This is a genomic window from Microbacterium sp. TS-1, from assembly GCF_000509385.1.
GTDB lineage: Bacteria > Actinomycetota > Actinomycetes > Actinomycetales > Microbacteriaceae > Microbacterium > Microbacterium arborescens.
The window spans coordinates 490,021-516,162 of sequence record NZ_BASQ01000001.1; the positions used below are offsets into that span (position 1 = coordinate 490,021).

The window sequence follows — 26,142 nt, forward strand, 5'->3', positions numbered from 1 at the left end:
ACAACGCGATCAAACGCAAAGCAACAGAATGCAACACCGACTTCGGTCCCGAGGCCGGAAACGACGGAGGGAGGCGCCGGCCGCGGCCGACACCTCCCTCCGGGGCGATCCGAGGCTCAGGCCTCGCTCATCGCGATGACCTCCTGCTGGCCACGCGCTGCGAGCGCGGCCGCACGAGCTGCAATTCGGCGCTCCTGCTCGATCTGACCGGCGTCGAGGGTCTCCTGGTCGACCGGGTAGCTCTCCACCTTGTTCACGCCGTTGTACTTGGCGATGTAGGCGTCGAGCTCGGGGCCCGACTCCCACGACGTGATGAGGCAGTAGCGCGGCTCGTCGCCGTAATGGGCGGCCGCGTGCCACAGGCGCTGGGTGTCGACGATGAGCTGCGCACCGGCGGGCAGCGCGATACGCGTCTCCTCGCTGGGGTCGGTGCGGTTCTCGCGGAGCACGAAGTAGCTCGTCTTGTCGTCCGTCAGGTTGAAGAAGCCTCGGACGACCCAGCCCGTGCCGTCGGGGTTGAGGCGGTTGTTGTCGTCCTGGTGCAGGTTGTAGAGGCAGTCGGCGTACGTGTTCGGCTGCAGCTCGATGATGCGGCAGCGGCCGACGTTCGCGCCGGGCTCCTGCGCACGCGCGGTCAGCGTCGGCGCGATCGCGGTCTGCGAGTCGATCCACACGCCGTCCTTGTCGGTACGCGGCGGCTTGTGGTTCCAGAAACCGTTGCACTCGATCTCGCCCTTGGCCGAGGCGAGCGGGGCGAAACGGGTGTCACCCGAGGACTTCCAGTCGACGTACTCGACGTCGAGCCATTCCTTCGGATCGATCTCCTTGTTGTAGCGGTCGAGGACGACGTAACCGGTCTCCTCGAGGGCAGCGGACTTGATGTAACCCATGACGGATCATGACCTTTCTGTCGGACAAGCGAAGTTTTTACAGGCCCGACTTAGGTCAGCCTACCTAGGGCTCCTGAACGCGCCGGTAGACTCGTCCGGGGTTTTCGAGGAGCGATTTCGGAGAACATGAGCACTGCCACGAATGTCGAAGCGACCGCCGTCAACACGATCGGCTGGCTCTCGGCATCCGACACCACCATCGTCGTCCCGGTGTACCAACGGCAGTACCGCTGGGACATCGGCGGCTGCGAGCAGCTGCTCGGCGACATCCGGTCGGTGTCCGCGTCCGACGACACGCACACCCACTTCATCGGATCGATCCTCTCCACCGCGAGCACCTCGTCCGACGACGACGCACAGCTCGTGCTCATCGACGGGCAGCAGCGCATCACCACCCTGATGCTGCTCGTCGCGGCCCTGCACCACACGTTGCGCGACGACGATCCGGAGCTCGCGCGCGAGCTGGAGGCGGTCCTCGTCCGGGCCGACGACCCTACGCGCACGAAGCTGCGTCCGCACCGGGCCTGGGCCGACGTCTTCGAGAGCGTCGTCCTCGATCGGCGCACCCCCGAGGACGAGCTCCGCGTCTCGCGCTTCGAGGACAATTACGCGTTCTTCCGCAGTCAGATCCGGCCCGGCGAGGCGGCGGCGCTGTGGCGCGGCCTGCAGAAGCTCGAGCACGTGGCGATCACCCTGGGGCCGCAGGCCAACGCGCAGCAGATCTTCGAGAGCCTCAACTCCACCGGCGAGCCGCTGCGCGACCACGAACTCATCCACAACTACGTGCTGATGGGACTCACGCACGGCGAGCAGAACGAGATCGAGCAGGAGTACTGGCTCGCGATCGAGCAGAACACCGGCGATGCCATCGGATCGTTCTGGAACCACTACCTCGTCATGCTCACGGGGCGCGAGGTGCTCATCACCGGTGGACGCGGCGTCTACGACGTCTTCCGGCAGCAGTTCCCCCGACTCGACATCGACAGCCTGCGGGAGCACGCGACGAGCTGGCGGACATTCTCGGAGATCTATCGCGAGTTGCTCGACCCGGCCACGAGCGACGACCCCGAGGTCGGCCGGCAGCTCGGCTTCCTCGCGGTGCTCGGACGTCAGATGTTCCCGCTCGCGATGCGACTCGTGCATGACCAGCGCGCCGGCATCCTGCCCCGCGAGGAGCTCATCGCGCGTCTGGAGGACATCCAGTCGCTCCTGCTGCGCCGCGTCGTCGTCGGCATCGCGACCGAGCGGCTCGTCGCACGCCTCTGCCGCGCGTACGCCGAAGGCCCCGACGCGCTGACCCGCGCGATCGCGCGCATCACCCCCTCGGACGAGCGGGTGCGCGTCGGTCTCAAGTACAGCGAACTCCCCCATCCGCGTTATGTCCTGGGCCGTCTCGCCGACGCCGACCCCGCCGACCTCCTCGACGTCTCGCCGGTCTTCCCTGCCGGCGCCGGCGACGACTGGTCGGGAGACGGCACGCGACGCTTCGCCGATTACAGCGAGGACGAGCAGAACAGCCATCGTGCCCTGGCGCACACGATCGGCAACCTCACGCTGCTCGAGCAGGACCGCGCGGAGCGCGCGCTCGACGCGACCTTCCCGCAGCTGCGCCCGCTCCTCGCGGGCAGCGCGGTGACGATGTCGCGAGAGATCGCAGAGATCGCCAGCTGGGACACCGCGGCGATCAGCGCCCGCACGGAGACGCTGGCCGCGCGATTCGTCGACCTGTGGCGGCGGCCGTCCCTGACGCGCATCGATGACGACAACCTCACCCCGATCCTGGATGCGAAGCTGCGCCGCGGCTGGCCCCGCGGCTGGCAGCGGGAGTTCGACTACGTCGAGTTCCGCGGCGAGCACTGGGAAGTCCCCGACGTCCGCTACCTGTTCAACCGGGTCTTCAAGCGCCTCTGGGTCGACTCCCGCCAGAGCGTCGTCGATTTCAGCGCGCGCCGTGGCGGCCCCGTGTACCCGGCGATGGCGTGGAACGGCCAGTGGGACGAGCTCGGTGAGGGCAGCTACCTCTACATGGGCTGGGACTCCCGTTACATGCTCACGGCGGTCCAGGGCGTTCTCGAAGAGGCCGGCTGGGCGTCGGAGGTCTTCCTGAAGTACTCCTACATCGGCGAGGCGATGCGCTGATCGCCTAGCAGAGTCGAGAGCATGGCGTCAACGACCCCGCGATCCGGTTCTCGACCGCGTAGCTTCGCTGTTGTACGTGAGCGGCTCGGTAGAGACGGTGTTCGGGTCACTTTCTCCCAGGGCTCACTGACGGCCCCGCCGTGAGATCTCATCTCCGGCGGGGCCGTCCCCTTCTCCGGGGTCGCCCAGGTGTCGTGACGTAGAATTCCGTGTGCTTCCCGACACGATCTCCCCCTCTTCCCTCGCGCCCAGCGGCATCGATCCGGCCGACCTCGCCGCGACGCTCCGCGTTCTGGACCAGCTCGCCGACATCGACCACGCCCACCCGGACTACGTCACGGTGCGACGCGCGACGGCGGCGATGTTCAAGGCTGCGAAGAAGGTTCGGCGCCGCGAGATCCGGGATGCCGTCGCCTCCGCCGACCGCGCCGTGGTGCACGCCACCGCGACCGGCGCCCCCGACCGCATCGACGACGAGACCCGCGGCATCCCGATCTCGTCGTCGACGACCGCTCCGATCGCCGGCACCCTCATCAAGGCGCGCGCCTGCTACATCTGCAAGCAGCCCTACACGATCGTGGATGCCTTCTACCACCAGCTGTGCCCCGACTGCGCGGCGCTGAGCCACGCCAAGCGCGACGCCCGCACCGATCTGACGGGTCGCCGGGCTCTGCTCACCGGCGGGCGGGCCAAGATCGGGATGTACATCGCCCTGCGGCTGCTGCGCGACGGCGCACACACCACCATCACCACGCGCTTCCCTCGCGATGCGGTGCGCCGGTTCACGAGCCTTCCCGACTCCGCGGAATGGATCGACCGGCTCAAGGTCGTCGGCATCGACCTGCGCGATCCCGCTCAGGTCGTCGGGCTCGCGGATGACGTCGCCGCGGCCGGTCCGCTCGACATCCTGATCAACAACGCGACGCAGACGGTGCGGCGCTCCCCCGGCGCCTACCAGCCCCTCGTCGACGCCGAGCTCTCACCGCTGCCGGACGGACCGCTGCCCGAGCTGGTCACCTTCGGCCACACCAACGACATGCACCCGCAAGCGCTCGAGCGCTCGGTGAACGCGCACCCGATCCTCGCCGCCGCGGCCTCGCGCGCCGACGAACTCACCGAGCAGGCGATGGCCGCGGGCTCGAGCTCGCTCGAACGACTCGCTGCCGGGACGGCGATCGACGCCGGCGGGCTCATTCCCGATCTCGACAGCGTCAACTCGTGGACGCAGCGCGTCGGCGACGTCGACCCGCTCGAGATGCTCGAGGTGCAGCTCGCCAACACCACGGCCCCCTTCCTCCTGGTCTCGAAGCTGCGCGCCTCGCTGGCTGCGAGCCCGGCTCGCCGCACCTACGTCGTCAACGTCAGCGCCATGGAGGGCGTGTTCAACCGCGGTTACAAGGGGCCCGGCCACCCGCACACGAACATGGCCAAGGCCGCCGTCAACATGCTCACGCGCACGAGCGCCCGCGAGATGTTCGAGACCGACGGCATCCTGATGACGAGCGTCGACACCGGATGGATCACCGACGAACGTCCCCACCCGACCAAGGTGCGTCTCGCCGAGGAAGGCTTCCACGCCCCGCTCGACCTCGTCGACGGCGCGGCACGCGTCTACGACCCGATCGTCCGCGGCGAGGCCGGCGAGGATCTGTTCGGAGTCTTCCTCAAGGACTACTCCCCCGGCGCATGGTGAGGCTCCCTGCCCCCGGCAACCGCGTGGTCGTCCGCTACCTGCTACCGACGGGACAGGCCACGGATGCGCTCGGCGAGCTGCTGAGCGCGGACGACGAGCTGGTCGTGGTCGACGGCAAGCGCGGTGTGGAGCGCATCCGCCGCTCGGACATCATCGCGGCGAAGCCCGTGCCTCCGCCGCCCGCGCCGCGGCCACGCCGCGCCTGACGCTCGCTCCTGCGGCGCGCGAACGCAAGAGCCCGCGAGCCGATGACTCGGACTCGCGGGCTCTCGGTTGCGGGAGTCGTCCGCACTCAGGCGTCCGCGCGCACCAGGATCTTCGCCCCGGCCCCACCGCGGAGCTTCTCGATGGCGCCGACCACACCGTCGATCGGGACCTCCTCGACCCATCCCGTCGTGTCGTAGACGCCGCGCGACATCGCGTCGATGACGGCGTCGAAGTCGGCCGGAAGGTACGCCAGCGCACCGGCGATCTCGGTCTCGGCCATGACCAGTTGCGTCGGCGAGAACTCCATCGCGCGCTCGTGGATCGCCACGACGACGAGGCGCCCGCCGGGCACGAGGCTCGCGAGTCCCGACGTGATAGCCGGTCCGGCGCCGGCGGCATCGAACGCGACGTCGGCACCTCGTCCGCCCGTGAGCTCGGCCACAGCGGCGGCGAGGTCGCCCGACACGGGGTCGACGACCGTCGCACCGAGCGCGGCGATCGTCTCACGCCGCGATGCGCTGGGCTCCGACACGAGGACCCTCTCGACGCCGTGCGCCTTGAGAGCGAACCAGACGCCGATGCCGATGGGGCCGGCGCCCGCGACGATTGCGGTCTGTCCCGCTTTCACGAAGGAGCGCTCGACCGCGTGCCACGCGACGGCCATGGGCTCGACGAGGGCGCCCATGCGCAGGTCGACGTTCTCGGGGAGCTTGTGCAGCATCGAGGCCGGAACCGTCGTGTACTCCGCCATCCCGCCGCCGTGCGAGCTGAGTCCGTGGAAGCCGATCTTCTGGCAGGCGTTGAACATGCCCTTCTCGCACGCGGGGCACTCGCCGCAGTAGTAGACGGGCCAGACTGCGGCACGATCGCCCACAGAGACTCCCTCGACGCCCTCGCCGACCTCGACGACGGTTCCCGCGAACTCGTGGCCGAGGATCTGCGGAAGCTGCGCACCGGTCACCGGGTGCGGCTCGTCGAGCGTGAGGCCCGCGGCTTCCGGAGCGTAGTAGACGTGCAGATCCGACCCGCAGATGCCCGCGAAAGCGTTCTTCAGCTTCACCTGGCCTGCGCTCACCGTGGGTTCGTCGACGTTCTCCACACGGAGGTCTTCCTTCGCGTGGAACACTGCTGCCTTCATCGTGATCTCCTCTCGTTCGGCTGCATCACCGCAGCCACCATTCCGGTGAGGCGGCGAGGATCGCCCTCGTCGCCCACGCCACGTCGTCCGCGCCCGAGCGCAACCAGACTTCGATCGCCGCCACCGTCCCGCCGGCCGCGTAGGCGACGGCGATCTCTCGCATCGACTGGTCGTCGATCGCGGGCGGCTCGATCTCGGGATGCCGCTCCAGCCATTCCTCCAGCCCCCGGGCGATGACGCGCTCGAGCACGTCACGGATGGGCGCGGCGAGAGACGGATGCAGCGCACCGCGGTACACGTCGGCTCGCGCTCTGACGTGTGCGAGCAGGCGATCCTCGGCGGTGGTCAGCGAGTCGAGCTCGCCGACATCGGCCAGCACATCGGCGAGCTCGACGCTCAGCGCGTCGGCGACGAGCGACACGGGCGCGTCGGCATGCCGGTAGAACGTGTCGCGAGTCACGCCGGCCGCGCGGCAGATCTCCGAGACCGACAGATCCGTGAGCGGACGGACAGCAGCCAGATCGAGGGCCGCCCGGCGCAGTGCCTCTCGGCTGCGCAGCGACCGCGGGTCCATGACCCCAGCCTATCCGACACCTGTCAGACAGTGGGCGGCTCGCTGCCTGATTCCGCCTCACCCGCAGCGCCCATGCCGGAGTCCTCCACCTCCGCCGCGATCGGGACCGCGAGGGGAATCGAGATCGACGCGATACCGCCCCCGCCGAGCAGGTCGCCCGCAGGGTCGGCGGGCGGTGGTTCGTCGGGCAGCAGCTCGGCGTTCGACTTGCGGCGCGCGGGCTCGGAGGGCAGCCCCGCCCACTCGCTCGGTTCCTCGGGTCGCTGCATGAAGAGTCCCATGTGCCCATTCTCGCTCGATGGGCACGGCTCGACCGCTCTCACGGCGAACGCAGATCAAACGGAAAAGCCCCGCCGAAGCGGGGCTTTTCTCGAAGCTGGGGTACCTGGACTCGAACCAAGAACAACTGAACCAGAATCAGCCGTGTTGCCAATTACACCATACCCCATGGTCGGTTTGACCTCAGTCGCACCGAGGATCAACTATACCCGACGGATGCGGTGGGGCCTAACCGAGCGCCGCCCGGGCGCGTCAGCCGACGCGCTGGACGAGCGCGTCGAGCCTGCGGATGGTCTCGGCCTTGCCGAGCAGCTCCATCGACTCGAACAGCGGCGGCGACACGCGACGTCCGCTGAGGGCGACACGCAGCGGGCCGTAGGCGACACGCGGCTTGAGCCCGAGCCCCTCGATGAGCGCGGGGGCGAGGGCATCCTGCACCGCGGCGGCGGTGAAGCCCTGCTCGGGGACGAGCTCGAGGGCGCCGACCGACGCGACGAGCACCTCCCCCGCGTTCGCCGGCAGCCCCGAGAGGGCATCGTCGTCGTACGCGACCTCGGAGCGGAACAGGAAGCCGAGCAGACCCGGTGCGTCACCGAGCAGCTGCATCCGCTCCTGGACGAGGGGCGCCGCGGCCTCGAGGATCTCGCGCTGTGCCGCCGTGGGAGGGTTCTCGATCAGGCCGGCGCCGGAGAGGTAGGGCACGAGGCGCTCGGCGAAGTCGTCGGGCGCGAGCATCCGCACGTGGTCGCCGTTGATCGACTCGGCCTTCTTCTGGTCGAAGCGCGCCGGGTTCGGGTTCACGTCGGCGATGTCGAACGCGGCGATCAGCTCGTCGCGCGTGAAGACGTCGCGGTCGGGCGCGATCGACCAGCCGAGGAGCGACAGGTAGTTCAGCAGCCCCTCGTGGATGAAGCCCTTCTCGCGCTGCAGGAAGAGATCGGCCTTCGGGTCGCGCTTCGACAGCTTCTTGTTGCCGGTCTCGCCGAGGACGAGGGGCATGTGGCCGAACCGCGGGACGAAGTCGGTGACGCCCGCCTCGATGAGCGCTGCGTACAGCGCGAGCTGACGGGCCGTCGACGGCATGAGGTCCTCGCCGCGCAGGACGTGCGTGATTCCCATGAGCGCGTCGTCGACGGGGTTCACGAACGTGTAGAGCGGGACGCCGCCGGCGCGAACGATGACGAAGTCGGGGAACGATCCCGCGGGGAAGGTCACCTCGCCGCGGATGAGGTCGACGAAGGTGAGGTCGTGGTCAGGCACGCGCAGGCGCCACGCGGGCTCGCGGCCCTCGGCGCGGAAGGCGGCCTTCTGCTCGTCGGTGAGGTCACGGTCGAAGTTGTCGTAGCCGAGCTGCTTCGCGCGGCCGTTCGCCTCGTTGCGGGCGTCGATCTCCTCGGCGGTCGAGTACGACTCGTAGACGACCCCGGCGGCGATGAGCTTGTCGAGCACCTCGCGGTAGATCTCGTGGCGCTGCGACTGGCGGTACGGCGCGTGAGGGCCGCCCTTCTCGACGCCCTCGTCCCAGTCGATCTCGAGCCACCGCAGCGCTTCGAGCAGCTGCTGGTAGCTCTCCTCGCTGTCGCGCGCGGCGTCGGTGTCTTCGATGCGGAAGACCATCTTGCCGCCGTTGTGGCGCGCGTAGGCCCAGTTGAACAGGGCCGTGCGGATGAGGCCGACGTGCGGCAGACCGGTCGGCGACGGGCAGAACCGCACGCGGACATCGGTTCCGGTGGCGGTCGTGGTGGCGGGGTGAGGTGCGGTGGACATCCCCTCCAGCTTAGTTCTCGTGAGAGTCGCCGCCGGTGAGCTCGGCGACGACGGCCCGCAGGTGCCCCAGGACCGATGCCACCGCGGGAACCCGGCCCGCACCGCCCGCAGACACCGCGTGTATGGCGCGGCGTTCGCTCGCGGGAAGCGGTCGCGTCACCACACCGGGGAGGAGGGGGAACGACGCGACCGCGAGTCCGGGAAGCGTCGCGACGCCGATTCCCTGTGCCACGAGCTGCTCGACCGCGACGAAATTGTCGGTCTCGAAACGGATCTCGGGGTCGAACCCGGCTCGGCCGCACACCTCGAGCAGATGGCCGCGGCAGCGGGGGCATCCGGCGATCCAGGCCTCGAGCGCAAGAGGGGCGATCTCCATCGCACCCACGCCGTGGGCGGCGGGGTGGCCAGCAGGCAGAACCGCCAGCAGGTCGTCGTACCCGATGACCTCCGCGTCGAGTCCCCGAGCGTTCTCGCCATGCGGGTCGCTCCGATCGCCCGGGTAGCCGAAGGTCAACGCGATGTCGGCTCGATCCGCGCGAACATCGGCGATCGCCTCGGGCGGCTCCGCTTCGACGTACGTCAAGGTCAGCCCTGGTTCCGCGTGGGCCAGCCGATCCATGAGGCGCGGCAGCACCGTCGGCGAGGCGGAAGGGAAGCCGACCATGCGCACCGTGCCCGACCGCAATCCGGCGAGCTCGGCCAGTTCGCCCGAGGCCGCCTCGATGACCGTCGCGACCGCCGCGGCATGCCGGGCGATCACGCGACCGGCTTCGGTGAGCCGCATCCGCCGCCCGACCCGCTCGACGACCGGCACGCCGAGACGCTGTTCGAGTCGCTTGATCTGCTGGCTCACGGCCGGCTGGCTGTAGCCCAGAGCCGACGCCGCCGCAGTGATCGACCCGCCGTCGGCGATGGCTCGCACGACGCGCAACTCGGTGACGTCGAGACGATAGTCCGGGGTGTCCATGTAAAAAGATAACTAGCTGTGATGGTTTGCATGCAAATCCTGCCGTAGACCAATAGATAGCGATCGCCCAGCCTGGATGCATGGAGAAAATGACCCTCGCACCCGAAGCGCTCCACGCCGCGTTCACCGGGTCGCGCGGATATCTCGCCGCGTGCAGCACGGGTGTGCCGACCACCGCGACACGGGCGGCGGTCATCGCCGACCTCGACGCCCGACCCGACCTGGTTCACTACGCTGACGTGGCCGAGCGCTGCCGCGCACATTTCGCCCGATTGGTGTCGACGGTGCCCGACTGCGTGGCCATCGGGTCGCAGACGTCGGTCCTGGTCGGCATGATCGCGGCATCCCTCCCGGACGGCGCGACGGTGCTGTGCCCCGAGGGCGAGTTCTCCTCGCTCGTTCTCCCGTTCGCCCACGCCGGGCGCGGCATCCGGGTTCGCGCCGTCGCGCTCGCCGACCTCGCCGGCGCCATCACTCCCGACGTCGACCTCGTCGCATTCTCGATCGTGCAATCGGCCACGGGAGAGGTCGCCGACGCGGCGGCGATCGTCGCGGCCGCGCGGCGGCACAACACCCGCACGCTCTGCGACGCGACACAGGCGGCCGGTTGGCTCCCCCTCGACGCCGAGCAGTTCGACGCCCTCGTCTGTCACACGTACAAGTGGCTGTGCGCGCCCCGCGGCGTCGCCTTCCTCGCGCTCTCCGACGGTTTCGCAGCGACGCTCATGCCCCTCCACGCCGGGTGGTACGCCGGCGAAGACCCCTGGGCTGCGTGCTACGGGACCGACGCGACCCTCGCCCGCTCCGCCCGACGCTTCGACGTGTCACCCGCCTGGCAGGCGATGGTGGGCGCGGAACCGGCCCTGGCGATGTTCGCGGATGCCGACCCTGCGGCCCTGCACGCACGGGTCACCGGTCTCGCCGCGGCGTTCCGCACGCGACTCGGACTGCCCGAGCCGCTGCACGCGAGCCCCATCGTCACGTGGCCCGACCCCGCCGGCGCGGATCTCACACGGCTCACAAGCGCCGGCGTGGCGGCATCCGGTCGTCGCGGCAATGCGCGCGTCGCCTTCCACGTCTTCAACGACGAGGCCGACGTCGAACTGGCTGCGAACGCTCTCCTCGCCTGATCAGCCGAGGAGAGCGATGGGCGGCCTCGTCAGGCGGTCAGCACCCATGCGGTGGTGCCGATCGCGTCGGCGATGTGGGGATCGCCCGCGAAGTCGATGCCGTCGGTGAAGAAGCTGATGATCACCAGCGCGAACATCAGCGCGATGGAGAGGAAGAGGATCGCGCTCGAGACGAGGGCGATGATCAACTGTGCGCGGTGACTCATGACTCCACGGTGCCAGCCTTCCGCCCCGGAGCAAAATGCTTGCCGCAGGGCGGCCAGGCGGCTAGAGCTCGACCGGGCCGGTGGCGGCGTTAGCCGAGTGCGTCGATCGGGCCGCGCGAACGCCACCGATCACGACGACCGCGACGACAGCGAGAGCGCACGCAGCCAACCCCGCGAAGCCGATCAGGCCCAGCACTCCCCCGGCGACGGCAGCCCCCGCGGCGCCGACGACGTTCATGATCGCGTCGCTGCGTCCCTGACGCGTCGTTCGCCGCTCCGGCGACGACGCCTCGGTGAGCAACGCCGATCCCGCCACAGTGGCGCCGCTCCAGCCGAGGCCGAGCAGGATCAGCGAGAGGGTGACGGCCAACGTCGAGTCGGCTCCCATCGCGGCGACGACGAGCGAGGCGGCGAGCAGAGCCTGACCGATCAGGATCGTCGCCACACGCCCGAGGCGGTCGGCGAGGATGCCGAAGACGGGTGACAGCGCGTACATGCCGGCGATGTGCAGGCTGATGGTGAGCCCGACGACCGTCAGCTCCGCGCCGTGGTGGACCAGATGCAGGGGCGTCATCGCCATGACCGACACCATGACCCCGTGCGATCCGGCGATGGCGAGCACGGCGTAACGGGCGGCACCGGGGCGGTCGGCCTGCGCCCGGCGCGTCGCCGACGCGTGGGGTGCCCCGGCGCTCGATGTGCGCGCGAGCAACAGCGGGTCGGGCCGCAGAGCGACGAAGTACAGGGCGATGGCCAGCAGCTGCGCGACCGCCGTGAAGAGGTACGGCCCGGTCAAAGGAGGCATCCCCACCGCCTCACCGATCGCCTCGCCGGCACCGATCAGGTTCGGCCCCAGCACAGCACCGATGGTGGTCGCCCACACGACGATCGAGAGGTCGCGCCCGCGCGTGCGGTCGGTCGCCAGATCGGTGGCGGCGAACCGGGATTGCAGATTGGCGGCCTGACCGGCGCCGATCATCGCGAAGGCGATGAGCAGCACGGGGAACAGCCCCGACGCGGTGCCGACGACGACGAGGACCACCCCGACGAGAGCCAGCAGCATGCCGAGGGCCAGTGCCGGTCGGCGACCCGCCCGCGACGCGAGCGAGGCCAGCGGCATCGCGAGCAGCGCGGCGCCGAGGGTCACCGCCGCGGTCGGAAGACCCGCGAGCGCGTCGTCACCCGTCAGCCGTTCGGTGATGACCGCTCCCAGCGAGATGGTCGAGCCGAAACCGATGCCGCCGAGCACCTGACCGAGCGAGAGCACGACCAGCGCACGCCGACGGACCGCGTCGCGCGCGTCGACCGAGGCGGCCGCGGTCGGAACCGGGAGACTCTCCCTGTCAGGCATCCCGGACGATGTTGCGCAGGATGCCGAGACCGTCGATCTCGACCTCGACCACATCACCCGCGACGAGGGGGCCGACGCCCGCGGGCGTCCCCGTCAGGATGACGTCGCCCGGCAGCAGCGTGAACGCTGCGGACGCGTAGGCGATGAGATCGGCGATGCCGTGGACCATGTCGGTCAGCGGAGCACGCTGCTTCTCGTCGCCGTTGACTCGCGCCACCAGCTGCGCCTGCGCCGGGTCGAACTCGGTCTCGATGGCCGGTCCGAGCGGGCAGAACGTGTCGAAGCCCTTCGCGCGGGTCCATTGCCCGTCGCTGCGCTGCAGGTCGCGCGCGGTGACGTCGTTGGCGATCGAGTAGCCGAACACGTGGCTCAGCGCGTCGGCGGCTGAGACGTTGCGCGTGACCTTGCCGATGACGACGGCCAGCTCTCCCTCGAAATCGACCTGCTGCGACTGCGTCGGCCGGACGATGGCGTCACCGGGACCGATCACCGAGGTGTTCGGCTTGAAGAACAGCAGCGGCTCGGCGGGGACCTCGTTGCCGAACTCGGCGGCGTGCTCGCGGTAGTTGCGGCCGACGGCGATGATCTTCGATCGCGGGATGACCGGAGCGAGCAGCACGGCGTCGCTGAGCGCCACGCGCTCGCCCGTCGTGTCATAGCCCGCGTACATCGGGTCGCCCGCGAGCGTGACCAGATCAGTGCCGTCGAGGATGCCGTAGCGGATGGCCTCGTTGTGCGAGAAACGTACGATCTTCATCTCAGGCGTCCAGCCGCACGAGCCAGCCGTGCTTGTCTTCGCGACGTCCGTACTGGATGTCGGTGAGCTCCTCGCGCAGCGACAGGGCGAGCTCGCCGACCGGCTGCTCGTCGAAGAAGTCGCGGCCCTTGAGAACGCCGATGGGGGTCACGACGGCAGCCGTACCGCAGGCGAATACCTCGACGATGTCTCCGGATGCCACGCCCTGGCGCCATTCGTCCAGCGAGACGGCACGGCCCTCGACCTTGTGCCCGCGGTCGCGCGCGAGCTGCAGGATCGAGTCGCGGGTGATCCCCTCGAGGATCGAGTCGGACTGCGGCGTGACGATCGTGCCGTCCTTGTAGACGAACACGACGTTCATGCCGCCGAGCTCCTCGACGTTGCGGTCCTGGTCGAGGAAGACGACCTGGTCGCACTCGTTCTCGTACGCCTCGGCCTGCGGGAGCAGGCTCGACGCGTAGTTGCCGCCGGTCTTGGCAGCACCCGTGCCGCCCTTGCCTGCGCGGGCGTAGTCCTCGCTGAGCCAGATCGACACGGGCTTCACGCCGCCGGTGAAGTACGCGCCCGCCGGGCTCGCGATGAGGTAATACGCGACCTTGTTCGCGGGGCGCACGCCGAGGAACGCCTCCTTGGCGAACATGAACGGACGCAGGTACAGCGACTGATCGGCACCCGAGGGGACCCAGTCGCCGTCGACGGCGATGAGCTCGCGGAGCGACTGGATGAACCACTCGACCGGCAGCTCGGGCAGTGCGAGGCGGCGCGCAGAGCGCTGCAGCCGTCGGCCGTTCTGATCGGGTCGGAAGGTGTGCACCGATCCGTCCGCGTGACGATAGGCCTTGATGCCCTCGAAGATCTCCTGGCCGTAGTGCAGCACCGCCGCAGCCGGATCGAGGGTGATCGGCCCGTAGGGCTGGACGCGCGGGCGGTGCCAGCCGCCGCGCACCGACCAGCAGATGTCCACCATGTGGTCGGTGAAATGGGTGCCGAACCCGGGGTTCGCGAGAATCTCGTCGCGTCGGGCGGCCGGGGCCGCAGCGAGGTTTCGGGTAACGGTGAACTCGAGGGGTTCGAGTCCGGCGTCGGGATCGTTTTCGAGGAGGGTCATCTGTCTTCCAAGCGGATGTCGGGCGGCGGGCGGATTCCAGGCTACGCCTGGAGGCGAGCCGCGATCGCGTCGCCGATCTGCGTCGTGGTGCGTGGCTCCGAGCTGCGGTCGGCGATGTCGGCCTCGACGGCGTGGGTGACGCGTCGGGCGGCTTCCGTGAGCCCGAGATGATCGAGCAGCAGCGAGACGGAGAGGATCGCGGCCGTGGGGTCGGCCTTCTGCTGGCCCGCGATGTCGGGCGCCGATCCGTGGACGGGCTCGAACATCGAGGGGAACGCGCCGTCGGGGTTGATGTTCCCCGAAGCGGCGAGGCCGATGCCTCCGGTGACGGCGCCGGCCAAGTCGGTCAGGATGTCGCCGAAGAGGTTGTCGGTGACGATCACATCGAAGCGGCCCGGGTTCGTGACCAGGAAGATCGTCGCCGCGTCGACGTGGAGATAGTCTACGGCGACGTCGGGGTGCTCGGCGGCCACCTCGTCCACGATGCGCTTCCAGATCCCGCCCGCGTGCACGAGAACGTTCGTCTTGTGCACGAGCGTCAGCTTCTGTCGCCGGCGCTCGGCCAGATCGAACGCATAGCGCACGACACGCTCCACACCGAAGGCGGTGTTGACCGAGGTCTCATTCGCGACCTCGTGCGGGGTGCCGCGGCGGATGCTGCCGCCGTTGCCGACGTACGGCCCCTCCGTGCCCTCGCGCACCACGACGAAGTCGATCTCGCCGGGCTCGGCGAGGGGGCCGGGCACGCTCGGGTACAGCTTCGACGGCCGGAGGTTGACGTAGTGGTCGAGCTCGAAGCGAAGCTTCAGCAGGAGCCCGCGCTCGATGTTGGCGTCACGCAGCCGCGGATCGCCCGGTACTCCCCCGACGGCGCCGAGGAGGATCGCGTCATGGTCCGCGATCGCCCGCAGGTCTTCGTCGGTGAGGGTGTCGCCGGTCTCGAGGTACCGGGCCGCGCCGAGCGAGAAGCGCGTCTTGTCGATGACGACATCGGTTCCCGCTACCGCCGCGTCGAGCACCTTCTCGGCCTCGGCGACGACCTCGGGGCCGATTCCGTCGCCCGGAATCACGGCAAGTTTCACGACGCGCGACATCGCTCTCCTCGTTCTCGGCGGCGCGGCACGCCGATCGCTCAGTGCTCGGCGGGCCGCGAGTGGGCTCCCTTCAGCGTAGTGGCCGCGATGATCCCCGCGCAGACGACCAGCACGGCGCCGATCGTCGCCGTCACGCCGACACCGGAATCGAAGGCGTGCGCCGCGGCATCCAGCAGCTGACGGCCGACGGAATCGGGCAGATCCTGTGCGACGTTGACGGCGCCCGCGAGCGTCTCCCGCGCCGCGTCGGCCGCCTCGGCGGGCACACCCTCGGGCACGGCCATGCCGAGCCGGTACATCGCCGTCAGGATGCCCCCGAGCACGGCCGTTCCGAGGACTGCGCCCACTTCGTAGGCGGTCTCCGAGACCGCGCTCGCCGCACCGGCCTTGGCGGGAGGAGCGCTCGCGAGCACGAGCTCGTTCGAGACCGTCTCCGCAGCTCCGATGCCCATGCCCAGCAGCGCGAAGGCCAGCACGAGCTCGATCATGCTGTCGGGCTCGGTGAGCAGAGCGATCATGACGTAACCGGCGGCCGAGAGCGTCAGTGCCGCGGGGACGACGATGCGAGGCGACACCCGACGCGAGATCGGCACGACGCCCAGGCCCGCGACGATCATCATGGCCAGACCGGGCACGAGCGCGAGCCCCGCCTGCAGCGGCGACAGGCCGACGATGAGCTGCAGGTGCTGCGTGACGAAGTACAGGAAGCCCACGAGAGCGACGACGCTGAGCAGGTTGACCAGGAGCGCGCCGCTGAAGGTGCCGCGCGAGAACAGCCGCATGTCGAGCATCGGCTCGTTCACGCGGAGCTGGCGCCGCACGAAGAGCCAGCCGAACACCAGTCCGAGCGCGAACAGCACCGGCGGCGTGATGCCCCAGCCCTTCACCGCGAAGTCCTTGATGGCGTAGACGATCGGCACCATCGTCAGCATCGACAGAGCGATGCTGACGGGATCGATGCGCCCCGGCCGTGGATCGCGGCTCTCGGGAACGAGGAAGGGCGCGAGCACGAGCAGCGGCACGAGAACCGGTACCGCCATGAGGAACACCGATCCCCAGCTGAAGTGCTCGAGCAGCACACCGCCGACGATCGGACCGAGCGCGGCGCCCGCCGAGAACATCGAGGCCCAGACCGCGATGGCGAGGCGGCGCTGGTCCCGGTCGGTGAAGATGCTGCGCAGCAATGAGAGGGTCGAGGGCATCAGCATGGCGCCGAACACGCCCATCGCGGCCCGAGCGGCGATCAGGAGTTCGGCGCTCGGGGCGAAGGCCGCCAGCGCGGAGACCGTCGCGAACCCGGTCGCACCGATCAGCAGCATCCGACGACGACCGAACCGGTCTCCGAGCGATCCCATCGTCACGAGGAGACCCGCGAGGATGAGCGGGTACACGTCGATGATCCAGAGCTGCTGGGCACTCGTCGGGCTCAGCGCGCGAGCGATCTCGGGCAGCGCGAAGCTGAGCACCGTGTTGTCCACCGACACGAGCAGGACCGGAAGCATGAGCACGCCGAGTGCGGCCCACCCCCGCCAGCCGACGCGCCGGCCCTGTCCGTCTGCGATTGCGATCTCTTCTGTCAACGTCATTAGTTCACCGTCCAGCCGGTATAGTAACAGGACCGAACGCCGAAACGCGAGAGGATCGAAGACATGAGTCGTCCCCCACGTGCGCGCGAGAGCGTGCTCGACGCGTACGAGAACCTCCTGATATCCGACGGGGCGCGTGGCGCCACGATGGATGCCGTCGCCGCGGCAGCCGGCGTCTCCAAGGGCGGGTTGCTCTACCACTACGCCTCGAAGGAGGCGCTCGAGACGGCCCTTCTGGATCGGATGATGGAGCTCGCCCGCCTCGATGTCGATGACATGGCGCGGCACCCCGAAGGCATCGTCGCCGCCTACCTGCGCACCTCCGTCATGGAGGACAGCGCGCTCGATCGCGCACCCCTCGCGGGATCGCGACTCGCGCAGAGCGGACACCCCGCTGCGAGCGCGGCGCTGCGCGACGTACGGACGCTCTGGGAGGAAGCACTGCGCGGTCACACACGTGACGAGACGGCGCTGCAGCTCGTCCTACTCGTGGGCGACGGCCTCTACTTCAACAACGCCCTCGGCGCGGGGGCGGTCGTCGGCCCCGTCCCTCAGGGCGAAGACTTCGACGCGCTCATCCGGCTCGTCCTCGGCGTCGCCCAGCGATGACGATGCCCGGGGCGGAAGCACCCCGGGCATCGTTTCGCGTCGTCAGACCTCGGTCAGCTCGATCTGGCGGAACAGGTCGGCGGCGACCGCCTCGCGCATCTCGTCGAGAAGGTTGTCGGGCACCGGCGAGTCGACCGTCAGCACCGAGAGAGCGCGGCCGGACGCGTCGGGTCGGGCGACCTGCAGGCCCGCGATGTTGATGCCGGCCTCGCCCAGCTTCTGTCCGTAGATCGCGACGATCCCGGGACGGTCGGCGTAGCGCATCACGACGTGGTGGCGCTCGATCGGCACCTCCACCTCGTAACCGTTGATCCCGACGACCTTGGGCACCATGCGCGTACCCGCCAGCGTGCCCTCGACGGTCAGAACCGACCCGTCGGAGAGCGTTCCGCGCAGGATCGTGATGTTGCGATAGAGCGGGCTCTCGGACTCCACGATGAGGCGCGTCTCGATGCCGCGCTGCTCCGCGAAGAGCGGGGCGTTCACGTACGAGACGTTCTCGCTGACGATGTTGGTGAAGATCCCCTTCAGCGCCGCGAGCCGGTAGACGCTGACGTCGTAGTCCGCCAGTTCACCGCGGACCTCGATGTCGAGGCTCGTGAGCGCGCTCGGCGCAAGCCCGGTGAAGATCTGACCGAGCTGCTCGACCAGGGCGATACCGGGCCGGACGAACGGGTCGATGACACCACCGGCGACGTTGACGGCATCCGGCACGAGATCCCCCTCGAGAGCCAGCTTGACCGACTTCGCCACCGAGACGCCGGCCTTCTCCTGCGCTTCGTCGGTCGAGGCGCCGAGGTGGGGCGTGACGACGACGTTGGGCAGCGACAGGAGGGGGAAGGCGGTGCCGTCCTCCTTCGGCGGCTCGGTCGTGAACACGTCGAGACCGGCGCCCGCGATCTCGCCGGTGGTGAGAGCGGTGTAGAGCGCTTCCTCATCGATGAGGCCGCCGCGAGCGACGTTGACCACGTAGGCCGACTTCTTCATGCGTGCGAACTGCTCCGCACCGATCATGCCGGTCGTCTCGGGGGTCTTCGGCATGTGGATCGTGACGAAGTCGCTCTGCGCGAGCAGCTCGTCGAGGGTCAGCAGCGTCACACCGAGCTGCTGAGCCCGGGTGGGCGTGACGTACGGGTCGTACGCCACGACACTCACGCCGAACGCCTGCAGCCGCGCGGCGATCAGCGCGCCGATGCGGCCCAGACCGATGATGCCCACCGTCTTCTCGAACAGCTCCGTGCCGGTGAACGACGAGCGCTTCCAGGCGCCGGCAGCGAGGGAGGCGTGAGCTGCGGGGATGTGACGCGCGAGACTCAGGATGTGTCCGACCGTCAGCTCGGCCGCCGAGATGATGTTGGAGGTCGGGGCGTTGACGACCATGACGCCGGCGGCCGTCGCGGCCTTGATGTCGACGTTGTCGAGTCCGACGCCGGCACGCGCGATGACCTTGAGCGACGGCGCGGCGGCGATCGCTTCGGCATCCATCTTCGTCGCCGACCGGATCAGGACGGCATGCGCGTCGGCGAGGGCCGGGAGCAGCGCGGCGCGGTCGGCGCCGTCAACCGACCGGATCTCGAAATCAGGACCGAGGGCATCGATCGTTGCGGGCGAGAGTTCTTCGGCGATGAGCACGACGGGCTGGGGCACGGACGATCCTCTGGAGCATGCGCAGAAGCGCGGAACGGGTGGTCGCCACGACAGCCGACGGCGGTGCGGCGGGTCGTCTCAGCCTAGCGCGGTGCCGACAGCGCCCACGACCGTGTGACGTTCTGCCGACTCAGACAGCGCCCGAGGTCAGGGCGAAGGACAGGACGTTGAGGAAGAACACCGCTGCGAGCCCGAGCCCCGCGAGGAGAATCATCGCGAAGGCGCCCGAACGTCGGCGCCACCCCAGCGCGAATGCTCCCGCGAAGATGAGGATCGGCAGCGCCACGGCAGCGATCACAGCGACCCACCCGACTGCGGTCCGCGCCGGCGACGGGGTGATCAGCAGCGGGACCGCGGCCCAGACCGCGTATGCGTAGAAGAGACCGAAGGCACCGGCGACGGTGGCCACCTTCCAGACCGCGGGCGTCCGCCGGGCTTCTTGCGTGTCGCGCATCGCGTTCAACTCCCGGCTCCAAGGGTGGCGAACGGCCACGGCACGAGCAGCAGCGCCCCCGCGACGAGCCAGGCGAACCGGATCCAGGCGCGCGACCCACGCGTGAGCACGTAGGTCGCGATGAACCAGATCGCCGGGGCGGCGACGGCCAGCACGAGGACGGGAACCGAGACGGCCGTATCGATGCCGAGCAGACCGCTCAGGTTGTGGACGCGGATACCTCCGACGAACCAGCCGATCGAATACAGCAGATAGATGCCACCGAGAACCCCCAGCGAGATCAGCGCGGCGTTGCTCAGGCCCTCGGGCGCAGCCTCGGTCGAGATCTCACCCGGCTGCTCGGTCTCTGCTTCCGCCAGCTCGTCGCTCTGGCGCCGCGAGGACGCGGGCCCTCCCACGGGCGTGGGCGCAGGCGCGGACACGAGGGTCGGGTCGTCGTCGCCGGCCCAGCTCAGGGCGTCGTCATCACGGCTCGTCACCTCCTCAGAGTAGCGCCGGCCACCGGCGACTGGGAGGAACGAGCGCGCTCCGACGAGGTCAGCGACCGATCTGGCGGCCGCCACGCAGCACGAGCACGGCGACAGCAGCACCGGCGACCGCCAGAGCACCGCCCCACGGGGCCCAGACGGCGGGTTGCGCGAGCTCGGCGCCCGAACCGTCGTGCAGCGAACCGACACGGACGGCATCGGTTCGTCCCGTGGGATCTTCCGCGGGGACCGAGGCACCGAGCTGGGCCGATCCGCCCACATCGGGTCCGCCGTCGACATGGACGACATCGCTCGGCTCGGGCGTCGGCGAGGCCGGGACGGCGTTCCGCGGCGTCAGGCGCAGCAGAGCGCCGAGGCGAACGGCGGTCGGCGCGCGCAGTTCGATGCCGGCCTCGCCTTCGACGCGCGGCGGGACCGGCGCCGGAGCCGGCGGCACCGGAGCGGGAGGAGAGGGCTCCGATGTCGGCTGACTCGGCGACGGGCTGGAGCTGGGCGACGGCGTGGGCTGCGCGTCGGTCGGGGAGGGCTCCGGCGTCGGCTCGGGAGAGGGCGTGCCGCTCTCCCCCGGCGCCGGGGTCACGACATCCTCGTTCGTCTCTCCGTCCTCAGGCTCCGTCGGTGTGACCGGAGCGTCCGACCGCGGAACGATCTCGATCTCATCGGTCGCGACCGACCAGGCGGACGGAGCGGTGATCGCCCCCGCGATCACAGAAGCTGCGACGCACACCGCCCCCAGGCGCGCGCGAGCGAACTGCTTCTTACGGACGGGCATGCATCCATCGTAAAAGGTCGGGGCGATGCAAGCACGCCGAAAGCCCGGCCCCTGATGGGGACCGGGCTTCCGTGGCACGAGGCCGGGCTCGACGGGGTGCCGCCGAGGGTCACAGAACGGACGGAGCCGTCCGTCACGGGTCAGCGCGCGGCGCTGCCCTCGATGTAGTCGCTGTCCTGCTGCTTCCAGGCGAAGAGGCCACGCAGCTCCTTGCCGGTCGCCTCGATGGGGTGACCCTGCTCCTTCTCGCGGAGGCCGAGGAACTCGGTGGCGCCGTTGTCCTGGTCGGCGATGAAACGCTGCGCGAACGCACCCGACTGGATGTCGGCGAGCACGGCCTTCATGTTCTCCTTGACCTCGGGCGAGATGACGCGGGGGCCGGAGACGTAGTCGCCGTACTCTGCCGTGTCGGAGATCGACCAGCGCTGCTTGGCGATGCCGCCCTCCCACATGAGGTCGACGATGAGCTTGAGCTCGTGGAGCACCTCGAAGTAGGCGATCTGCGGCTGGTAGCCGGCCTCGATGAGGGTCTCGAAGCCGTACTGCACGAGGTGGCTCATGCCACCGCAGAGCACGGCCTGCTCGCCGAAGAGATCGGTCTCGGTCTCTTCCGTGAAGGTGGTCTTGATGACGCCGGCGCGCGTGCCGCCGATGGCCTTGGCGTACGACAGCGCGGTGTCCCAGGCCGAACCCGACGCGTCGCGCTCGACGGCGATGATGTCGGGGATGCCGCGGCCGGCGACGAACTCGCGGCGCACGGTGTGGCCCGGCGCCTTCGGAGCGACGAGGATGACGTCGACGCCCTCGGGAGCGTCGATGTAGCCGAAGCGGATGTTGAAGCCGTGCGCGAACGCGAGGGTCTTGCCCGCCGTCAGCTTGTCCTTGATGGAGTCGGCGTAGATCGAGCGCTGGTGCTGATCGGGAGCCAGGATCATGATGAGATCGGCCCACTCCGCGGCATCCGCGACGTTCTTGACCTCGAAGCCCTCGTCCTGCGCCTTCGCGGCCGACTTCGAGCCGTCCTTGAGCGCGATGACGACCTCGACGCCGGAGTCTCGGAGGTTCTGGGCGTGGGCGTGTCCCTGCGAGCCGTAGCCGACGATCGCGACCTTCTTGCCCTGGATGATGGACAGGTCGGCGTGGTCGTCGTAGAAGATCTCGGCCATGTTCGTGTGTTTCTCCTTGATTCGTGGTTCGGAAGGTCAGCCGCGCAGAACGCGCTCGGTGATGCTCTTGCCGCCGCGCCCGATGGCGAGCAGACCCGACTGGGCGAGCTCCTTGATGCCGAAGGGCTCGAAGGCGCGGAGGATCGCGTCGATCTTGCCGCGATCTCCGGTCACTTCGACGACCAGGGCATCGGGTGCGTAGTCGACGATCGACGCCCGGAACAGGTTCGCGACCTCGATGACGTTGGAGCGGGTCTGGTTGTCGGCCCGCACCTTGATGAGGATATGCTCGCGCTGCACCGACGACGAGAAGTCGAGCTCGACGATCTTGATGACGTTCACGAGCTTGTTGAGCTGCTTGGTCACCTGCTCGAGCGGCAGCTCCTCGACGTCGACGACGACCGTGATGCGCGAGAGACCCGGCACCTCGGTGACGCCGACCGCGAGCGATTCGATGTTGAAGCCGCGTCGGGCGAACAGCCCGGCGACTCGGGTCAGCAGACCCGGCTTGTCCTCCACCAGGAGGCTCAGCACGTGGCGCGACATCTCAGGCCTCCTCGTCGAATGCGGGCGCGTGCTCGCGGGCGTACTGGATGTAGCTGTTGCTGACACCCTGCGGGACCATCGGCCACACCATCGCGTCCGCGCTCACGACGAAATCGATCACGACGGGGCGATCGTTCGTCTCGAGTGCGAGCTTGATGGCGTCGTCGATCTGGTCCTCCGTCTCGACCCGGATGGCGAGGCAGCCGTACGCCTCGCCGAGCTTGACGAAGTCGGGGATGCGCGCCGTGCCGTGCCCGGTGTTCAGATCGGTGTTCGAGTGACGGCCGTCGAAGAACAGCGTCTGCCACTGCCGGACCATGCCGAGCGACGAGTTGTTGATGATCGCGACCTTGATCGGGATCTGGTTGATGACGCAGGTCGCGAGCTCCTGATTGGTCATCTGGAAGCAGCCGTCGCCGTCGATCGCCCAGACCACACGGTCGGGCTCGGCGACCTTCGCGCCCATGGCCGCGGGGACCGCGTACCCCATGGTGCCGGCGCCCCCGGAGTTGAGCCACGAATTGGGGCGCTCGTACTTGATGAACTGCGCAGCCCACATCTGGTGCTGACCGACGCCGGAGGCGTACAAGCCCTCGGGACCGGTGAGCTCGCCGATGCGTTGGATCACGTGCTGCGGCGACAGCAGACCGTCGGTGGTCGGGGCGTAGCCGAGGGGGAATTCCTCGCGCAGCCCGTCGAGGTACGCCCACCACTCGGTCGTGTCGGGCTTTCCGTCGCCGATTACGCCACGGAACGCCGACTCGAGGTCGACGAGCACGTCGCGCACATCACCCACGATGGGCACATCCGCGAAGCGGATCTTCGAGATCTCTGCGGGGTCGATGTCGACGTGCACGACTTTCGCGTGCGGGGCGAACAGCGACGCCTTGCCGGTGACACGGTCGTCGAACCGCGCGCCCAGCGCGACGATCAGGTCGGACTCCTGCAGCGCGAGCACAGCGGGAACCGTGCCGTGCATGCCGGGCATGCCGAGGTGCTGGGGGTGCGAGTCGGGGAACGCGCCACGAGCCATGAGGGTCGTCACGACCGGCGCACCCGTCGCCTCGGCGAGAGTGAGCAGCTCGTCCGAGGCACGCCCCCGGATGACGCCGCCGCCGACGTAGAGCACGGGCTTCTGCGACTCGGCCAGCAGCTGCGCGGCGGCCTGGATCTGCTTGCCGTGCGCCTTGGTCACCGGGCGGTAGCCCGGCAGGTCGACCTTCGGCGGCCACACGAACGGCGCCGTGTTCTGCTGAGCGTCCTTCGTGATGTCGACGAGCACGGGGCCGGGACGCCCGGTGCCGGCGATCTCGAAGGCTGCGGCGATGGCGCCGGGAATCTCCTCGGCGGTCTTCACGAGGAACGAGTGCTTCGTGATCGGCATCGTGATGCCGACGATGTCGGCCTCCTGGAAGGCGTCCGTTCCCATCAGGGTCGAGAACACCTGGCCCGTGATGCACACGAGCGGGACGGAGTCCATGTAGGCGTCGGCGATCGCCGTCACGAGGTTCGTCGCTCCGGGACCCGAGGTGGCGATCGCCACCCCGACCCGGCCGGATGCCGCGGCGTAGCCCTCGGCGGCGTGACCGGCGCCCTGCTCGTGCCGGACGAGGATGTGGCGGACCGCCTCATCGTCCATGAGCGGGTCGTAGACGGGCATGATCGCGCCGCCCGGGAGCCCGAAGACCTCGGTGACGCCGAGGTTGTCGAGCGAGCGGACGACGGCCTCTGCGCCCGTGATCACGGGAGCCGAGGGCGTGCGGGACGGCGGCCGGGGAATGGCCGCGGAGATGTCGGTGGACATGGTGATGAACCTCGCTGGAGAAGAGGAGACGATGTCGGAGCCGAAGTCAGCCGGTGGTCGCGCCCTCCGCGGCGGAGCGCACGAGCTTGGAGTACTTGGCAAGAACGCCACGGGTATAGCGCGGGGGAAGAGGAGCCCAGCCGTCACGGCGAGCGTTCAGCTCAGCCTCGTCGACGAGTAGGTCGAGGGAGCGAGCCGCGATATCGACCCGTATCAGATCACCATCGCGCACGAATGCGATGGGACCTGCGTCCACCGCTTCGGGTGCTATGTGGCCGATGCACAGGCCGGTTGTGCCGCCTGAGAATCGTCCGTCCGTCAAGAGTAGTACATCTTTGCCGAGGCCGGCGCCCTTGATGGCGGCCGTGATGGCGAGCATCTCGCGCATGCCGGGTCCGCCCTTCGGGCCCTCGTAGCGGATGACGATGACCGAGCCCGGCTCGATCTCGCCGTTCGCGACGGCATCCATCGCAGCCCGCTCGCGCTCGAAGACGCGCGCAGGTCCCTCGAACACGGCCGCGTCGAATCCGGCGGTCTTGACGACGGCGCCCTCGGGGGCGAGCGAACCGTGCAGGATCGTGATCCCGCCGCTGGCGTGGATCGGGTTGTCGAACGTGTGGATGACCTTGCCGTCGATGGGCTCCGGGTCGAGCTCGCGCAGGTTCTCGGCGAGCGTCTTGCCGGTCACCGTCAGAGCGTCGCCGTGCAGCAGGCCCTCGTCGAGCATCGCCTTCATGACGACCGGGATGCCGCCGTGACGGTCGACGTCGTTCATGACGTACTGGCCGAAGGGCTTCATGTCCGCGACGTGGGGCGTCTTGTCCCCGATGCGGTTGAAGTCGTGCAGGCTGAGGTCGACCTCCGCCTCGCGGGCGATCGCGAGGAGGTGGAGGACGGCGTTCGTCGAGCCGCCGAGGGCCATGACAAGCGCGATCGCGTTCTCGAAGGCCTCCTTCGTCAGGATGTCCTTCGTCGTGATGCCCTGGCGCAGCAGGTTGACGACGGCCTCGCCCGAGCGGTGGGCGTAGTAGTCGCGGCGACGGTCGGCCGACGGCGGCGCGGCGGAGCCCGGCAGGCTCAGGCCCAGGGCCTCGCCGACGGAGGCCATCGTGTTGGCGGTGTACATTCCGCCGCACGCGCCCTCGCCGGGAACGATGGCGCATTCGATGCGCTTGAGGTCGGCCTCGCTCATCTTGCCGGCGCGACAGGCACCGACGCCCTCGAACGAGTCGATGATCGTGACGTCCTTCTCCGTGCCGTCGCTGAGCTTGACCCATCCGGGCATCGTCGATCCGGCGTACAGGAAGACGCTCGAGAGGCCGAGGCGGGCGCTGGCCATCATCATGCCCGGGATCGACTTGTCGCAGCCGGCGAGAAGGACGGTGCCGTCGAGCCGTTCGGCCATGATGACGGCCTCGACGGAGTCGGCGATGACCTCGCGCGAGACGAGTGAGAAGTGCATGCCCTCGTGGCCCATCGAGATGCCGTCCGAGACGGAGATGGTGCCGAACTGCAACGGGTAGCCGCCGCCGGAGTGCACGCCCTCCTTGGCGCCCTGCGCGAGGCGGTCGAGGCTCAGGTTGCAGGGCGTGATCTCGTTCCAGCTCGAGGCGATGCCGATCTGGGGCTTGTCCCAGTCCTCATCGCCCATACCGACGGCACGCAGCATGCCTCGGGAGGTCGTGGCTTCGATGCCGTCGGTGACGGCACGACTGCGGGGCTTGATGTCGATGGTCTCGGAGCTGTCGGGCATTCTCGAATTCTATGCCC

The 26,142-nt window shown here is 69.2% G+C and carries 25 protein-coding genes and 1 tRNA gene; 5 read left to right on the forward strand and 21 right to left on the reverse strand.

Features of this window, described 5'->3' with window-relative positions; genetic code table 11:
* Nucleotides 1-116: 116 nt before the first annotated feature.
* The gene (locus MTS1_RS02270) at nucleotides 117-890 is read right to left on the reverse strand and encodes a hypothetical protein (RefSeq protein ID WP_023951035.1); all 774 of its coding nucleotides are present in this window, start codon (nucleotides 888-890) and stop codon (nucleotides 117-119) included.
* A gap of 126 nt (nucleotides 891-1,016) precedes the next feature.
* Here MTS1_RS02270 and MTS1_RS02275 point away from each other — a divergent pair, with 126 nt between their 5' ends.
* From MTS1_RS02275 to MTS1_RS02285, 3 genes are all read left to right on the forward strand, one after another.
* Nucleotides 1,017-3,029 carry a DUF262 domain-containing protein gene (locus tag MTS1_RS02275; protein WP_023951037.1) on the forward strand — a complete coding sequence of 671 codons (2,013 nt, stop codon included), beginning with the start codon at nucleotides 1,017-1,019 and terminating at the stop codon, nucleotides 3,027-3,029.
* Nucleotides 3,030-3,240: 211 nt separating this feature from the next.
* Nucleotides 3,241-4,722: an SDR family NAD(P)-dependent oxidoreductase gene (locus MTS1_RS02280; RefSeq protein WP_023951039.1), complete on the forward strand. Its 1,482-nt coding sequence runs from the start codon at nucleotides 3,241-3,243 to the stop codon at nucleotides 4,720-4,722.
* Entirely contained in the window at nucleotides 4,716-4,928 is a 213-nt protein-coding gene (locus tag MTS1_RS02285) for a hypothetical protein (RefSeq protein ID WP_023951041.1), read from the forward strand. The genes MTS1_RS02280 and MTS1_RS02285 overlap by 7 nt, the downstream gene beginning before the upstream one ends.
* 86 nt (nucleotides 4,929-5,014) lie before the next feature.
* On the opposite strand, the gene MTS1_RS02290 is transcribed toward MTS1_RS02285, so the two are convergent.
* The 6 genes from MTS1_RS02290 to MTS1_RS02315 form a co-directional block, all read right to left on the reverse strand.
* Complete coding sequence (locus MTS1_RS02290) at nucleotides 5,015-6,067, reverse strand: 2,3-butanediol dehydrogenase (RefSeq protein ID WP_023951043.1); 1,053 nt, start codon at nucleotides 6,065-6,067, stop codon at nucleotides 5,015-5,017.
* Between the two features lie 25 nt (nucleotides 6,068-6,092).
* Nucleotides 6,093-6,641, reverse strand: coding sequence for a TetR/AcrR family transcriptional regulator (locus MTS1_RS15965; RefSeq protein ID WP_023951045.1), 549 nt, complete (start codon nucleotides 6,639-6,641; stop codon nucleotides 6,093-6,095).
* Nucleotides 6,642-6,664: 23 nt separating this feature from the next.
* A complete protein-coding gene (locus MTS1_RS02300) occupies nucleotides 6,665-6,922 on the reverse strand; it encodes a hypothetical protein (RefSeq protein WP_023951047.1) in 258 nt (85 codons plus the stop codon).
* Nucleotides 6,923-7,017: 95 nt separating this feature from the next.
* Nucleotides 7,018-7,089, reverse strand: a tRNA-Gln gene (locus MTS1_RS02305).
* A gap of 83 nt (nucleotides 7,090-7,172) precedes the next feature.
* On the reverse strand, nucleotides 7,173-8,687 hold the full coding sequence (gltX, locus tag MTS1_RS02310) for a glutamate--tRNA ligase (RefSeq protein WP_023951049.1): 1,515 nt from the start codon (nucleotides 8,685-8,687) through the stop codon (nucleotides 7,173-7,175).
* Nucleotides 8,688-8,697: 10 nt separating this feature from the next.
* Nucleotides 8,698-9,654, reverse strand: coding sequence for a LysR family transcriptional regulator (locus MTS1_RS02315; protein WP_023951051.1), 957 nt, complete (start codon nucleotides 9,652-9,654; stop codon nucleotides 8,698-8,700).
* Nucleotides 9,655-9,743: 89 nt separating this feature from the next.
* On the opposite strand from MTS1_RS02315, the gene MTS1_RS02320 reads away from it, so the two are divergent.
* A complete protein-coding gene (locus MTS1_RS02320; RefSeq protein WP_023951052.1) occupies nucleotides 9,744-10,784 on the forward strand; it encodes an aminotransferase class V-fold PLP-dependent enzyme in 1,041 nt (346 codons plus the stop codon).
* A 29-nt stretch (nucleotides 10,785-10,813) separates the two neighbouring features.
* Here MTS1_RS02320 and MTS1_RS16570 read toward each other — a convergent pair whose 3' ends face one another.
* The 6 genes from MTS1_RS16570 to MTS1_RS02345 form a co-directional block, all read right to left on the reverse strand.
* A complete protein-coding gene (locus tag MTS1_RS16570) occupies nucleotides 10,814-10,990 on the reverse strand; it encodes a hypothetical protein (RefSeq protein ID WP_023951053.1) in 177 nt (58 codons plus the stop codon).
* Nucleotides 10,991-11,051: 61 nt separating this feature from the next.
* Nucleotides 11,052-12,341: an MFS transporter gene (locus tag MTS1_RS02325; RefSeq protein ID WP_023951054.1), complete on the reverse strand. Its 1,290-nt coding sequence runs from the start codon at nucleotides 12,339-12,341 to the stop codon at nucleotides 11,052-11,054.
* The gene (locus tag MTS1_RS02330; protein WP_023951055.1) at nucleotides 12,334-13,098 is read right to left on the reverse strand and encodes a fumarylacetoacetate hydrolase family protein; all 765 of its coding nucleotides are present in this window, start codon (nucleotides 13,096-13,098) and stop codon (nucleotides 12,334-12,336) included. Before MTS1_RS02330 ends, MTS1_RS02325 begins: the two co-directional genes overlap by 8 nt.
* Before the next feature lies 1 nt (nucleotide 13,099).
* The gene (locus MTS1_RS02335; protein WP_023951057.1) at nucleotides 13,100-14,206 is read right to left on the reverse strand and encodes a branched-chain amino acid aminotransferase; all 1,107 of its coding nucleotides are present in this window, start codon (nucleotides 14,204-14,206) and stop codon (nucleotides 13,100-13,102) included.
* Between the two features lie 41 nt (nucleotides 14,207-14,247).
* Entirely contained in the window at nucleotides 14,248-15,300 is a 1,053-nt protein-coding gene (locus MTS1_RS02340) for a 3-isopropylmalate dehydrogenase (RefSeq protein ID WP_023951059.1), read from the reverse strand.
* 38 nt (nucleotides 15,301-15,338) lie between these two features.
* Entirely contained in the window at nucleotides 15,339-16,886 is a 1,548-nt protein-coding gene (locus tag MTS1_RS02345; protein ID WP_023951060.1) for an MFS transporter, read from the reverse strand.
* Between the two features lie 63 nt (nucleotides 16,887-16,949).
* Between MTS1_RS02345 and MTS1_RS02350 the strand changes: the two genes are divergently transcribed.
* On the forward strand, nucleotides 16,950-17,495 hold the full coding sequence (locus tag MTS1_RS02350; RefSeq protein WP_023951062.1) for a TetR/AcrR family transcriptional regulator: 546 nt from the start codon (nucleotides 16,950-16,952) through the stop codon (nucleotides 17,493-17,495).
* 42 nt (nucleotides 17,496-17,537) lie between these two features.
* Here MTS1_RS02350 and serA read toward each other — a convergent pair whose 3' ends face one another.
* From serA to ilvD, 8 genes are all read right to left on the reverse strand, one after another.
* Nucleotides 17,538-19,142: a phosphoglycerate dehydrogenase gene (gene serA, locus MTS1_RS02355; protein ID WP_023951064.1), complete on the reverse strand. Its 1,605-nt coding sequence runs from the start codon at nucleotides 19,140-19,142 to the stop codon at nucleotides 17,538-17,540.
* 130 nt (nucleotides 19,143-19,272) lie between these two features.
* Nucleotides 19,273-19,596 (reverse strand): hypothetical protein, encoded by a 324-nt coding sequence (locus tag MTS1_RS02360; RefSeq protein ID WP_023951066.1) that lies wholly within the window; start codon nucleotides 19,594-19,596, stop codon nucleotides 19,273-19,275.
* Nucleotides 19,597-19,601: 5 nt separating this feature from the next.
* Complete coding sequence (locus MTS1_RS02365; RefSeq protein WP_023951068.1) at nucleotides 19,602-20,075, reverse strand: hypothetical protein; 474 nt, start codon at nucleotides 20,073-20,075, stop codon at nucleotides 19,602-19,604.
* 58 nt (nucleotides 20,076-20,133) lie between these two features.
* The gene (locus MTS1_RS02370) at nucleotides 20,134-20,856 is read right to left on the reverse strand and encodes a hypothetical protein (protein WP_023951070.1); all 723 of its coding nucleotides are present in this window, start codon (nucleotides 20,854-20,856) and stop codon (nucleotides 20,134-20,136) included.
* Between the two features lie 140 nt (nucleotides 20,857-20,996).
* Complete coding sequence (gene ilvC, locus MTS1_RS02375; RefSeq protein WP_023951072.1) at nucleotides 20,997-22,022, reverse strand: ketol-acid reductoisomerase; 1,026 nt, start codon at nucleotides 22,020-22,022, stop codon at nucleotides 20,997-20,999.
* A gap of 36 nt (nucleotides 22,023-22,058) precedes the next feature.
* Entirely contained in the window at nucleotides 22,059-22,568 is a 510-nt protein-coding gene (gene ilvN, locus MTS1_RS02380; RefSeq protein ID WP_023951074.1) for an acetolactate synthase small subunit, read from the reverse strand.
* 1 nt (nucleotide 22,569) lies between these two features.
* Nucleotides 22,570-24,372, reverse strand: a complete 1,803-nt coding sequence (locus MTS1_RS02385) for an acetolactate synthase large subunit (RefSeq protein WP_023951076.1) — start codon at nucleotides 24,370-24,372, stop codon at nucleotides 22,570-22,572.
* Nucleotides 24,373-24,418: 46 nt separating this feature from the next.
* Complete coding sequence (gene ilvD, locus MTS1_RS02390) at nucleotides 24,419-26,125, reverse strand: dihydroxy-acid dehydratase (RefSeq protein WP_023951078.1); 1,707 nt, start codon at nucleotides 26,123-26,125, stop codon at nucleotides 24,419-24,421.
* Between the last annotated feature and the right edge of the window lie 17 nt (nucleotides 26,126-26,142).